General features: G+C 66.4%; 13 protein-coding genes. 1 reads left to right on the forward strand and 12 read right to left on the reverse strand.

Annotated features, from left to right (window positions below; genetic code table 11):
• Nucleotides 1-103: 103 nt before the first annotated feature.
• From Ga0609869_RS17470 to Ga0609869_RS17515, 10 genes are all read right to left on the reverse strand, one after another.
• Nucleotides 104-1,360, reverse strand: coding sequence for an amino acid ABC transporter permease (locus Ga0609869_RS17470; RefSeq protein WP_125403422.1), 1,257 nt, complete (start codon nt 1,358-1,360; stop codon nt 104-106).
• Between the two features lie 143 nt (nt 1,361-1,503).
• Nucleotides 1,504-2,523 (reverse strand): amino acid ABC transporter substrate-binding protein, encoded by a 1,020-nt coding sequence (locus Ga0609869_RS17475; protein WP_125403421.1) that lies wholly within the window; start codon nt 2,521-2,523, stop codon nt 1,504-1,506.
• A gap of 228 nt (nt 2,524-2,751) precedes the next feature.
• A complete protein-coding gene (locus tag Ga0609869_RS17480; RefSeq protein ID WP_125403420.1) occupies nt 2,752-3,468 on the reverse strand; it encodes an ATP12 family chaperone protein in 717 nt (238 codons plus the stop codon).
• A gap of 2 nt (nt 3,469-3,470) precedes the next feature.
• Nucleotides 3,471-4,136: an HAD-IA family hydrolase gene (locus Ga0609869_RS17485; protein ID WP_125403419.1), complete on the reverse strand. Its 666-nt coding sequence runs from the start codon at nt 4,134-4,136 to the stop codon at nt 3,471-3,473.
• Nucleotides 4,133-5,176, reverse strand: a complete 1,044-nt coding sequence (locus Ga0609869_RS17490; protein ID WP_125403418.1) for an RluA family pseudouridine synthase — start codon at nt 5,174-5,176, stop codon at nt 4,133-4,135. Before Ga0609869_RS17490 ends, Ga0609869_RS17485 begins: the two co-directional genes overlap by 4 nt.
• Complete coding sequence (gene crcB, locus Ga0609869_RS17495; protein WP_125403417.1) at nt 5,173-5,553, reverse strand: fluoride efflux transporter CrcB; 381 nt, start codon at nt 5,551-5,553, stop codon at nt 5,173-5,175. Before crcB ends, Ga0609869_RS17490 begins: the two co-directional genes overlap by 4 nt.
• 32 nt (nt 5,554-5,585) lie before the next feature.
• Nucleotides 5,586-6,902, reverse strand: a complete 1,317-nt coding sequence (locus tag Ga0609869_RS17500; RefSeq protein ID WP_125403416.1) for a replication-associated recombination protein A — start codon at nt 6,900-6,902, stop codon at nt 5,586-5,588.
• Between the two features lie 23 nt (nt 6,903-6,925).
• Entirely contained in the window at nt 6,926-8,308 is a 1,383-nt protein-coding gene (locus tag Ga0609869_RS17505; RefSeq protein ID WP_125403415.1) for a trypsin-like peptidase domain-containing protein, read from the reverse strand.
• Between the two features lie 122 nt (nt 8,309-8,430).
• Nucleotides 8,431-9,021, reverse strand: a complete 591-nt coding sequence (locus Ga0609869_RS17510; protein WP_125403414.1) for an acyl-homoserine-lactone synthase — start codon at nt 9,019-9,021, stop codon at nt 8,431-8,433.
• Between the two features lie 58 nt (nt 9,022-9,079).
• A complete protein-coding gene (locus Ga0609869_RS17515) occupies nt 9,080-9,691 on the reverse strand; it encodes an autoinducer binding domain-containing protein (RefSeq protein WP_125403413.1) in 612 nt (203 codons plus the stop codon).
• 87 nt (nt 9,692-9,778) lie between these two features.
• Between Ga0609869_RS17515 and Ga0609869_RS17520 the strand changes: the two genes are divergently transcribed.
• Entirely contained in the window at nt 9,779-9,946 is a 168-nt protein-coding gene (locus Ga0609869_RS17520) for a hypothetical protein (protein WP_170168751.1), read from the forward strand.
• A gap of 89 nt (nt 9,947-10,035) precedes the next feature.
• Here the strand turns inward: Ga0609869_RS17520 and rplQ are convergent, their stop codons facing one another.
• Both rplQ and Ga0609869_RS17530 read right to left on the reverse strand, forming a co-directional pair.
• Entirely contained in the window at nt 10,036-10,458 is a 423-nt protein-coding gene (gene rplQ / locus Ga0609869_RS17525; RefSeq protein WP_125403412.1) for a 50S ribosomal protein L17, read from the reverse strand.
• A 126-nt stretch (nt 10,459-10,584) separates the two neighbouring features.
• On the reverse strand, nt 10,585-11,601 hold the full coding sequence (locus Ga0609869_RS17530) for a DNA-directed RNA polymerase subunit alpha (protein WP_125403411.1): 1,017 nt from the start codon (nt 11,599-11,601) through the stop codon (nt 10,585-10,587).
• Nucleotides 11,602-11,660 lie beyond the last annotated feature (59 nt).

Raw genomic sequence — 11,660 nt, forward strand, 5'->3', positions numbered from 1 at the left:
GCGCAGCCAGCCAATGATACCGAACGAGGTGACCGGCGGCGTCTGCTCGTCCACCATGGTGTCGCGGACATAAGCCACGGAATGGGCATGGGTTCCGCTCATCTTACCGCTCCACCAGTTTGACGCGTGTGTTGTACCAGTTCATCACCAGCGAAATGCAGAGCGAGATGGTCAGGTAGACCAGCATCAAGAGCAGCACGCATTCCAACTCGCGCCCGGTCTGGTTCATCGTGATCCCGCCCAGCGTGCCGGTGATGTCCATGTACCCCACGGCGATGGCCAGCGACGAGTTCTTGGTCAGGTTCAGGTATTGCGAGATCAGCGGCGGGATGATCACGCGCAGCGCCTGGGGCAGGATCACCAGGCTCATGATCCGGTTCGACCTGAGGCCCAGCGCCGAGGCGGCCTCGGTCTGGCCCTTGGAAATCGCCAGGATGCCGGCGCGCACGATCTCGGCAATGAACGCGGCGGTGTAAAAGCTGAGCGCCAGCCACAAGGCGATCAGCGAGTTCCGCATGTGAACGCCGCCCTGGAAGTTGAAGCCCTTGAGCGCCGGGTAGCCCAGGTGAAAGCCCAGAAAGACCAGCACCGCCGCCACCGGCAGCACGACCACGGCAAGGCTTTGGTACCAGGTGGTGGGCCGCTCGCCGGTTTCCTCCTGGATGCGGTCGGCGCGGTGCTTGATCCGCCCCGCACCCCAGATCCCGGCCGCCAGCACGGCGACGAGCGCCAGGAGATCTATGCTGATGTTGAACGCGCCGAAGACCGGCAGATCGCCCAGGCTGCGGCTGAACAGAGGCTCGGGGATGTAAAAGCCCCGGTTGGTGAGCGCGACCGAGTCCCACAGGTACATGCTGGCATCGGGGTTGTCGCCGCGGTAGTCACTTGGCGATGGCAGGTTCTCGATCAGGATCGCCATGAAGAACACGATCCACAACAGCACTGGCACGTTGCGGAACATCTCGACATAGACGGTCATGATCCGCGCGACGAGCCAGTTCTTCGACAGGCGCAAAACGCCGACCAGCACGCCCACGATGGTGGCCAGCAGGCAGCCCAGAAACGCCACCAGCAGCGTGTTGAGAAGCCCCACGAAAGAGGCCCGCAAATGGCTGTCCTGGTTATCGTAATCGATCAGGCGCTGGTTGATGTCATAGCCCGCGGGCTCGGTGAAGAACCCGAAATCGATGGGTTTGCCCAGCTCGGCAAGGTTCTGCGCCGTGTTGTTGATCAGCCACGCGGCCATCAACATGAAGACGAACAGGGCGACAACCTGGATGGTCAGCGACCGGTACCGGGTGTCGTAAATCAGCATGCTCAGCCGAAACGACTCCTTCGGCGGGTCGGTAAGTGCGGTCATGCGGGCATTCCCTGTCTTCCCTGGTGCGGTTTGTGCCGACGCGGTGACGGAGTGGCGCACGCTGGCCCAGGTGTCTTGTTTTTATGCCTGAAATAGCGCGAAAGGGCGCGGGGATACCCGCGCCCTTTCTCGGCGTGTCTTGATCAGCGGAACGGCGGGGCGTACATCAGCCCGCCTTCGGTCCACTGCGCGTTCAGGCCGCGCGCCAGACCGATCGGAGTGTTCTCGCCGATATGCTTTTCGAAGATCTCGCCGTAGTTGCCGCCGGCCTTCAGCGCGCGCAGCGCCCACTGGCCGTCGAGACCCAGCATCTCGCCGAGGTTGCCCTCGGTGCCGAGCATACGGTTCACTTCGGGGTTGCTGGTCGGCTTGGCGGCCATCTCATCGACATTGGCCGAGGTCACGCCGTATTCCTCGGCGGCGATCAGCGTGTTCAGCGTCCAGCGGCCGATATCGGCCCATTCGTCGTCGCCATGGCGCACCAGCGGGCCAAGCGGCTCTTTCGAGATGATCTCGGGCAGGATCACGTAGTCTGCCGGGTTCTCGAAGGTGGCGCGCGTTGCGGCAAGACCGGACGCGTCGGTGGTGTAGACGTCACAGGCGCCGGCAAGGAACTGCTGCTGCGCCTCGGCATTGGTCTCGATCGGCACCGGCTCGTAGCTGATGTTGTTGACGCGGAAGAAGTCCGCGAGGTTCAGTTCGGTGGTGGTGCCGGTCTGGATGCAGACGGTCGCGCCGTCCAGTTCCTTGGCCGAGCCGACGCCCAGACCCTTGGGAATCATGAAGCCCTGGCCGTCATAGTAGTTCACGCCGAGGAAGGTGAACTTGAGGTCGACGTCGCGGGTCAGCGTCCAGGTGGTGTTGCGCGAAAGAACGTCGATTTCGCCGGAGGCAAGCGCCGTGAAGCGCGTCTTGCCGGTCAGCGACACGAATTCGATGGCGCTGGGGTCGCCGAGAACGGCCGCAGCAAGCGCACGGCAATAGGCGACATCGAAGCCCGACCATTCGCCGTTGGCGTCGGGCGCGGCAAAGCCGACCAGCCCGGTGTTGATACCGCAGTTCAGCTTGCCGCGGGCCTTGACGTCGTCGAGCGTTGCGGCACCGGCCGCACCGGCGATCAGGCCGGCAGCTGTCAGCGCGCCAAGAATTACGGAATTCTTCATGTTTACCTCTTCCTGATGTTCCGTCCTTTCGGACGATTTTTTTCAACCCTGTGAGGGGTTGATTAGCGATCCTTTTTTAGCGCGGCCTTGGTTCTGTATGGCCACAGCGCCTCAAGTTTGGGCGATATAAACTGCCGAGGTCAAGGGACCTGTCCTGCCGGGCGTTGTCAAGAAAGGGCATCGGTCGGAAATGCCGCGGCGCTTAATTTTTGTGCAACTGACCTTTCGTCAAGACAGATTGCGCGCCAGATCGAAAAAGCGTCGGGCCTGCAAAAAAGCCGCTTTTTTGGTCTCGGCGGCCTCGACGGCCTCTTCATCCGCGCCCCAAAGCTCTTGCTGCCAGGTCTCGTCGATTCTCGACCGCGCCCAAAGGTCCTCGGGGTCGGCCCAGTCCTCTGTGGCCGCCAGCCCGATCACCAGCGATCCCGAAAGGCTGACGAGATCGTGAAGCGCCGTCAGCTCGAACGCGTCCAGCCCGGCGACGCGCGCACGCATCGCCGCGACGCTGGGCGCGGGCTGCGGGCGGTAGATCACGCCCGCCACGACGACCAGCGGCGCCTCCAGCGCATCGCGCGCCCAGTCGACCAGCGGGTCCCAGGCCGCGCACTGGCGCGCGCACAGCGCCTCGGGCCCCTCGGCCCGATAGCAGATCAGATCGCTATCGCCATAGGCGGCGATCAGCGCGGCGACCTCGTCCTGTTGCGGTCTCACCCGGTCGATGGCCGAATTCACGGCTCGGGTGACGGGCATCGTCTCGGGGCGCACCCTGTCCTGCTGCGTGTCCCATTCCCCGGCCACGGCGCGGGCCATGGCGGCGGTCGGCATCACCAGCGCAGCCTTTGCAGGGGTTTTCACCTGCCGCCCGTCCAAAAGCACGGTATGGCCGCCCTCCGCCGGGCTGACCTCCGCCTCTTTCCAGAACCGCTTGGGCGCCCATTCCGCCATCGTCACACCTCCCACAGCCCGTCGAGCGCAGGCACCAGCGCGTCGAAGCGGTCGATCACGCGCTCGGCCGCCGACAGCCGCTCGGCACCGTGATAGCCCCAGCTTACCCCCAGCGTTCGCACCCCCGCCGCCCGGCCCATTTCCATGTCGAATTCCGTGTCGCCGATCATCACCGCGTCGCCCGCCGCCGCCCCGGTCTCTTTCAGCGCCGCCTCGACCATCGCCGGGTGCGGCTTCGACGGGTGGTGGTCGGACACCTGCAAAGTCACGAACAGGCCCGTCAGCCCGTGCGCGTCGAGCACGTGGTCGAGCCCGCGGCGCGACTTGCCCGTGGCGATGCCCAACAGCACCTCGTCGCGCGCCGCCAGCACCTCGAGCGCCTCGGCCGCCCCGGGATAAAGCGGCGACGCCGCGCTGCCCACGCGCAGGTCGAAAAACGCCTGCCGATAGGCACCGACCAGCCGCGCGGCCTCGGCCCCGGTCAGGTCGGGGGCAAGGCGCATCACGCCCACCTCCAGCGACAGTCCGACGATCGACAGCACCGCTGCCGGCGGCGGCGCGACGCGGCCGATCGCGGCAAAGCCAGCCTCCATCGCCGCGACAATATGCCCCTGGCTGTCCACGAGCGTGCCATCGACATCGAAGATGACCAGCCGCAGGTCGCTCACGTGGCCTCCTCGAACGGGTCGGCGGGCACGTCGCCGGCGTGCCAGTCGAACACCTGCCAGGTGTTTTCCATATGGTCGGGCAGCGGCGCGGTCAGGGTCAGCCGCGCGCCGCTCACCGGATGGGTCAGCGCGATCGAGCGCGCATGAAGGTGCAGCTTGCCCGAAATCGCGCCGCCCAGCCCCGCGCCCCAGCCGTCGCCCAGGTTTTCCTGACCCGAGCCGCCGTATTTTCCGTCGCCGATGATCGGGTGGCCCAACTCGGCCATATGCGCGCGCAACTGGTGGGTGCGGCCCGTCACCGGCACCAGCGCGACCCAGCTCACCCGCTTGCCCAGCGTGGACAGCACCGCGTAATCGGTCGTCGCGCGCTTGGCGCCCGGCGTGGCCTCGACCGCGTCGGGATGCAGGCAGAGCATCTTTTCCCCCTCGCCTTTCGCACCGTGCCCCGGCGCCTTGACCAGACCGTAGCGGATCGTGCCCATCTCGGGGCTGGGACAGCCCGCGACGGCGGCCCAGTAGATCTTGCGCGTCTCGCGCGCGCGAAAGGCGGCGGTCAGCGCCGCGGCCACGGCCCGGCTGCGCGCCATCAGCAACACGCCCGAGGTGTCCTTGTCGAGGCGGTGGACCAGCCGCGGCTTTTCCGCCGCGCCAAAGCGCAGCGCCTCGGACAGCCCATCCACATGACGGCGCTGGCCGCTGCCGCCCTGGGCGGCCAGGCCCGGCGGCTTGTTCAGCGCGAGGATGTCATCGTCGCGGTAGATCACCGCCGCGCGGATCATCTCGGCATCGGCCTGGGAAACCGCCGGTTTCGGCGCGGCGGCCACCTCGCCGGGCTCGGGCAGGGGCGGCACGCGCACCGTCTGCCCCTCTTCCACCCGGGTCGCGGGTTTCACCCGGCCGCCGTCCACCCGGATCTCGCCCTTGCGGCACATCTTTTCGATGCGGCCCTGGCCGATATGGGGAAAGCGCCGGCGAAACCACCGGTCGAGCCGCTGGTCGCCCTCGCCCGCGTCCACCGTGAGGGACTGCACGCCGCTCATGGCATCACCGCGCGTGCCGCGAAAAGCCCCGCAGAGATGGCCGCGAGCGACAGCAGCACCGAGGCCGCCACATAGGCCAGCGCCAGCCCCGCCTGCCCGCGCTCGTAGATCGTGATCGCGTCCAGCGAAAAGGCCGAGAAGGTCGTAAAGCCGCCCAGCACCCCGGTCATGAACAAGGGCGCCAGATGCGTGCCGCCCTTTTTCGCCAGCACCACCACCAACACACCCATCAGGAACGAGCCCAGGATGTTGACCGTCAGCGTGCCCCAGGGGAAGCCGCGCCCGATCAGATTGATCGTCGCGATCCCCGTCATATAGCGCCCCACGGCGCCCACGGCCCCACCAAGGGCCACCTGTGCAATTGTCCAGCCTGTCATGGGCCTTCCTGTCCTCCGCGCCGGCGGGCTTGTCAACCGCCCTGGCGCCGGGCGCGCAGCTTGGCGAAATAGTCGAGCCGGCGTTTCAGTTCCCGCTCGAAACCCCGTTCCACGGGCGCGTAGTAAACCCCCCGCTTCATCCCGTCGGGGAAATAGTCCTGCCCCGAGAACCCCGCCTCGGCGTCGTGGTCGTATTCGTAGCCCGCGCCGTAGCCCTGATCCTTCATCAGACCGGTGGGCGCGTTCAGGATGTGCTTGGGCGGCGGCTCCGACCCGGTGCGCTTGGCCGCCGCGCGGGCGTTCTTGTAGGCCGCGTAGCCGGCGTTCGATTTCGGCGCGAGGGCGAGGTAGACCACCGCCTGCGCCAGCGCCAGTTCGCCCTCGGGGCTGCCCAGCCGTTCGAACACCTGCCAGGCATCCAGGCAGACGGTCTGGGCCTGCGGGTCGGCCAGCCCGATATCCTCGATCGCCATGCGGGTGATGCGGCGGGCCAGATAGCGCGGGTCTTCGCCGCCTTCCAGCATCCGGGTCAACCAGTAGAGCGCGGCGTCGGGGTCGGAGCCGCGCACCGATTTGTGCAGGGCCGAGATCAGGTTGAAATGAGCATCGCCCGATTTGTCGTATTGCGCGGCGCGCTTCATCAGCCGCTGGGCCAGGTCCTCGGGCCCGATATGATCGGCCCCGGTCCAGGCGGCCACCTGCTCGATCAGATTGAGCAGCGCGCGCCCGTCGCCATCGGCCATCTCCAACAGCGCCTCGCGCGCCGGGCCGGTCAGCGGCAGCGCCCGACCCAGCGCCTGCTCGGCCCGCTGCGCGAGCAGTTCCAGGTGCGGCAGGTCCAGCCGGTCGAGCACCAGCACCTGCGACCGGCTGAGAAGGGCCGCGTTCAACTCGAAGGAGGGGTTTTCGGTGGTGGCGCCGACCAGAAGGATCGTGCCGTCCTCCATATGCGGCAGGAACCCGTCCTGCTGGGCCTTGTTGAAGCGGTGGATCTCGTCGACGAACAAGAGCGTGCCCTGCCCGTTCGCGCGGCGCATCCGGGCCGCCTCGAACACCTTTTTCAGGTCGGCCACCCCGGTGAAGATCGCGCTGATCTGAACGAAGGCAAGCTCGGTCTCGTCGGCCAGAAGCCGCGCGATGGTCGTCTTGCCCACCCCCGGCGGCCCCCAGAAGATCAGCGAGCTCAGGCTGCCCGAGGCCAGCATCACGCCCAATGGGCCGTCGGGGCCCAGCACGTGTTCCTGCCCGATCACCTCCGACAGCGCCTTGGGCCGCAGCCGGTCGGCCAGCGGGCGCGGGGCGTGTCCCTCGGCGGGCGGGGGGTCGAGCTGGTCGAAGAGGTCAGCCATTCGCCGAGCCTATGCCAAGCCGGTCAGACACGAAAGCGCAGGACGCTGCGGCGGCCGCCCCGGATATACTCGACGGTCCAGCGGCGGGTGGCCTCGGCGGCGGCGCGGGCCAGGTCGTCGGTGGTCGTGATGGCGGTGCCGTTGATCCCCAGCACGATGTCGCCCGCGCGCAGCCCCACCCGCGCGCCCACACCGCCCGGATCGGCGACCAGCACGCCGGCCGCGTCGGTCGGCAGCCCGTATTCGGCGGCGACCGCCGGGTTGACGTTCATTGCCTTCAGCCCGGCCAGCACGCTGCGGCCCCCCACCGTGACGGGCGCGCGCGGGGGCGTCTCGGGCGGGGCGATCAGCGCCACCTCGGCCTCGCGCCGCTTGCCATCGCTGAGAAAGGCAATGTCGAGGCGGCCGCCGACGCCCTCGGCCGAGAGCCGGAAGAACAGCGCCTGCGGGCTGTTCACCGGCGCGCCGCCGGCCTCCAGCACCACGTCGCCCACCCCAAGCCCGGCTTCGCGGAACGGGCTGGCGGGGTGCACCTCGGTCAGCACCACGCCCTGCGGGCGGCCCATGCCGAACCCCTCGGCCAGGCCCGCATCCACCGCCTGGGCCGAAACGCCCGCCCAGGGCCGCTGAAAACGGTCGCGCCCGGCCTCGGCCTGGGCCACGACGCGGCGCACCAGATCGGCGGGTATCGCAAAGCCAATGCCGTTGGACCCGCCCGACCGCGAAAGAATGGCGGTGTTGATACCCACCAGCCGCCCGGCCATGTCGACCAGCGCGCCCCCCGAGTTGCCCGGGTTGATCGCCGCGTCGGTCTGGATGAACAGACCCCGCCCACCGCCGATGGAAAGCCCCGAGCGCGCCAGCCCGGACACGATGCCCGAACTCACCGTCTGGCCGATGCCGAACGGGTTGCCGATGGCCAGCACCAGCTCGCCCACCTCAAGGCTGTCAGAATCGCGAAACGGCAGCGCGGGCAGGTCCTCGGCACCCTCAAGGCGCAGAACCGCCAGATCGCTTTGCTCATCGGCCAACAGCACCTCGGCGTCGAACTCGCGCCGGTCGTTCAGCACCACGCGGATGTCGGTGGCCTGCCCCACGACATGGTAATTCGACACCACCACGCCGTCGGGCGCCACGATCACGCCCGAGCCCAGCGAATTTTGCACCCTCGGCACGGCGCGGCCGAGATCGCCGAACAGGTCGCGGAAGAAGGGGTCTTTGGCAAAGGGGCTGACCCGCTCGGCGACAACGCGGCGGGCGTAGATGTTGACCACCGCAGGCGCCGCCTCGCGCACGACCGGCGCGAAGCTGAGCGATATCTCGGCGCGGCTGTCGGGCACGCGCGGCCCGGACCAGGCGGCGCCGGCGAGGGTGAGAACGATAAGCACGGATAGCGCGTGGCGCATGGGCAAACCTCCGTCGTCCGGTTCGCCCCCGATATGCGCCCGGCAAAGCGCCGGTTCAACGCCTGTCGCGCGCCGTGAGGCCCCCCGCCGCAAAGGCGGAGGGCCCGGGTTTCACGGCAGCCTCAATGCAGGTTCGAGGCGAAGTTCATCGACACGACCTGGTTCATGATCCCGTCGATCTCCATCGCCGGGCCCATCGCCGTCATGTCGACGCCCACGCGCGCCGCCCAACGAGGCCAGTTCGCGTTCAGAAGCGTCAGGCACTGGGTCGCGCCGAGGTTCCGTGCGGCCTTGCTGAGTTCGTAGACCAGCCGCGCATGCACCCTGCGCCGTATCGCCGCCGGCACGTCATGCGACACGAACAGGCGCGAGCTTTCCCAGACGGTTTCCGCCACCGGCGCCGGTTCGTAGAGAAGGTGCGAGGGGATCGTGTCCAGCAACCCAAGCTGGGCGTCGCGGATCATGTAGCTGTAGATGCCGCATTTCGCCGTGGTGGGAGTCAGGCGGTTGCCCGCCAGAACCTTGCCCAGCTCGTCATGGACGACGACCCAGCGGCTGGCCGGGGTGTCGTACTGGTCGTACTCCATCCCCAGGGCCTCGGGCAGGTCCCATTTGTTGTGGACGATGAAAAGCTCACGGCGGGCGCGAAGCATATTTGCGAAAAGCTCGCCATGGTTGTGGATGTTTTCGAAAGAGAGAGTCGTGGTAAGCATGAGTGCCTCCAGCAGGGTTGGGTTGGTACGGTTGAACCTTGCGGAAGGCGAATGCCGATCAGAGCAGCCTGTAATCCTTTGCGCGCTGAATGGCTTCGGCAGTGGTGCGCGCCATGAGCCGCTGACGCGCTGACGTCAGACGGGCCTTTAGAGCACTTTCCGATATTCCGAGCTTTGCAGCGGCCGCTGCGTGCCGGTCACCGTCCGCAATGCATTTCAGCGCTTCGATCTGAGCTTGGGTAAGCTCTTGCGGCGGCTCGGTCATGTCATGAAGCCGTTTCACCAAAGTCTCGATTTCGGCGATCTCGGCGTCCGTGAATTCCCGATCTGCTCGTGCCACGCTTGCAATAGTCCTGGAGCGGATGGGCCCACAGGAGATCGTTACGCCGAACCTCAATCCAAATTCCGCGGCCTCTTTGAAGATTCCAAAGGGGTCGGGAATCAGTTTGTTGCTCCACCTGGTCGAGCCGGTGGTTGCGAAACCCCACGCGGTCATCGGATCGCGTAGGACATACCCGTTATCGGTATAGTGGTCCGTCCAAGCCTGATCGTACGTCGTGAACGACATCAAAGGCGATGTGAACCGCAAATGCAGCGCCAAGAAGTAGCCCTCTGGCGCCATCGCATCCAGCATTCTCAGTTCCCGATCGAACACAGACTTTTCGAACATGACTTTTTAGACAAGTTGCGCCAATTTCCGTCAACCTTAAATTGCGTCGCATAAGGTCGTTGTAGATTGTAGCCTCAGGAGCCCGCAGTGCGCGAGATCCATCCTTCTCTTTTCACCCAAGTCATGGGCTTTCCGCAAAGCGTGCGCAGCGAAATGCTGGAGTTTCTTGGCGCGACTCCGCTGGACAACGCGCAGCTCAGACTGATTATCGCCGAGGTCGCGCGTGATCTCGACCAGGGTCATCGCCGGCCATAGGCCGCGCCCCCGGCCGTAACCCACGAAGCAAACGAAAAGGCCCGCCGCGGCAGCGGCAGGCCCTTGGTCGTGTCGTGACCGTCTCCGGCTTATTCGACCTCGGCAGCCTCTTCGGCCTCGACGCGGGCACGGTCGGCCGCGCCTTTCGCCTCGGGGTCGCGGTCGACCAGTTCGACGATGGCCATGGGCGCCATGTCACCATAGCGGAACCCCGCCTTGAGAACCCGGGTATAGCCCCCGTTCCGCTCGGCATAGCGCGGGCCCAGCACGTCGAAGAGCTTGGCCGTATGGGCATCCTGCTTGAGCCGGGCGCCGGCCTGGCGGCGGGCGTGCAGATCGCCGCGCTTGCCCAGCGTGATCAGCTTGTCGACCACGCGCTTGAGCTCTTTCGCCTTGGGCAGGGTCGTCTTGATCTGTTCGTGTTCGATGAGCGCGCCGGCCATGTTGGCAAACAGCGCCTTGCGGTGCTCATGGGTGCGGTTCAGGCGGCGATAGCCGCGAGCGTGACGCATTGTCTTTCTCCGTTCTTGCCCTCTACGGGCTGTTTTGCTTTGTCCGGCGGCTCATGCGTGTGAAGCCGCTCTCCTTGGGGCGCGATGGCCCGGGTCTTGGGGTGGTGGGTTGGCACCCACCGATTCTCAGAACTGGTCTTCGAATTTCTTGGCCAGATCCTCGATGTTCTCCGGCGGCCATTCCTCGACATCCATGCCCAGGTGCAGCCCCATGCCAGAGAGCACTTCCTTGATCTCGTTCAGCGACTTGCGGCCGAAGTTCGGCGTGCGCAGCATCTCGGCCTCGGTCTTCTGGATCAAATCGCCGATATAGACGATGTTGTCGTTCTTGAGGCAGTTGGCCGAACGCACCGACAGTTCCAGCTCGTCCACCTTCTTGAGCAGAAGCGGGTTGAACTCCAGCCCGTCTTCCTCGTCGGCGCGCTGGGCGCTTTCGGGCTCTTCGAAGTTGACGAAGATCGACAGTTGATCCTGGAGGATGCGCGCGGCGAAGGCCACGGCGTCCTCGGGGGAGATCGACCCGTCGGTCTCGATCTTCAGCGTCAGTTTGTCATAGTCCAGCACCTGGCCCTCGCGGGTGGGCTGCACATCGTAGGCAACCTTCCTGACCGGCGAGTAGATCGCGTCGATCGGCATCAGCCCGATGGGCGCATCCTCGGGGCGGTTCTTGTCGGCGGCCACGTAGCCCTTGCCGATATTGACCGTCAGTTCCATGAACAGATCGGCGCCCTCGTCGAGGTGGCAGATCACATGATCGCGGTTCAACACCTCGATGCCGGCGGTTTCGGCGATCTGGCCGGCGGTCACGACGCCCGGCCCCTTGGCCGAGATCGACACCCGCTTGGGCCCCTCGACCTCCATCTTCAGCGCCACGCCCTTGAGGTTGAGCACGATGTCGGTCACGTCCTCGCGGACGCCGGCCACGCTGGAAAACTCGTGCAGCACGTTGTCGATCTGCACGCTGGTGATCGCCGCGCCCTGCAGCGAGGACATCAGCACCCGGCGCAGCGCGTTGCCCAACGTCAGGCCAAAGCCGCGTTCCAGCGGCTCGGCGATGACGGTGGCCTGACGCATCGGATCGTTGCCGGGCTTGACCTCAAGCTGTGTCGGCTTGATCAGTTCCTGCCAGTTTTTGTGGATCATGCGTGTCTCCTCAATTCCTGCGCGCTGCCCATGTCCGAAGCGGCGCACGCCCGAGGTTC

The organism is Rhodovulum iodosum, from assembly GCF_041020385.1.
GTDB classification, from domain to species: Bacteria; Pseudomonadota; Alphaproteobacteria; order Rhodobacterales; family Rhodobacteraceae; genus Rhodovulum; species Rhodovulum iodosum.

Excerpts from the sequence above, each read along its gene's own strand:
- Ga0609869_RS17530 (WP_125403411.1), bottom strand. The coding sequence starts at position 11,601 with ATGATCCACAAAAACTGGCAGGAACTGATCAAGCCGACACAGCTTGAG.
- Ga0609869_RS17505 (WP_125403415.1), bottom strand. The coding sequence starts at position 8,308 with ATGCGCCACGCGCTATCCGTGCTTATCGTTCTCACCCTCGCCGGCGCC.
- Ga0609869_RS17480 (WP_125403420.1), bottom strand. The coding sequence starts at position 3,468 with ATGGCGGAATGGGCGCCCAAGCGGTTCTGGAAAGAGGCGGAGGTCAGC.
- Ga0609869_RS17470 (WP_125403422.1), bottom strand. The coding sequence starts at position 1,360 with ATGACCGCACTTACCGACCCGCCGAAGGAGTCGTTTCGGCTGAGCATG.
- Ga0609869_RS17490 (WP_125403418.1), bottom strand. The coding sequence starts at position 5,176 with ATGAGCGGCGTGCAGTCCCTCACGGTGGACGCGGGCGAGGGCGACCAG.
- Ga0609869_RS17475 (WP_125403421.1), bottom strand. The coding sequence starts at position 2,523 with ATGAAGAATTCCGTAATTCTTGGCGCGCTGACAGCTGCCGGCCTGATC.
- rplQ (WP_125403412.1), bottom strand. The coding sequence starts at position 10,458 with ATGCGTCACGCTCGCGGCTATCGCCGCCTGAACCGCACCCATGAGCAC.
- Ga0609869_RS17510 (WP_125403414.1), bottom strand. The coding sequence starts at position 9,021 with ATGCTTACCACGACTCTCTCTTTCGAAAACATCCACAACCATGGCGAG.
- Ga0609869_RS17515 (WP_125403413.1), bottom strand. The coding sequence starts at position 9,691 with ATGTTCGAAAAGTCTGTGTTCGATCGGGAACTGAGAATGCTGGATGCG.
- Ga0609869_RS17500 (WP_125403416.1), bottom strand. The coding sequence starts at position 6,902 with ATGGCTGACCTCTTCGACCAGCTCGACCCCCCGCCCGCCGAGGGACAC.
- crcB (WP_125403417.1), bottom strand. The coding sequence starts at position 5,553 with ATGACAGGCTGGACAATTGCACAGGTGGCCCTTGGTGGGGCCGTGGGC.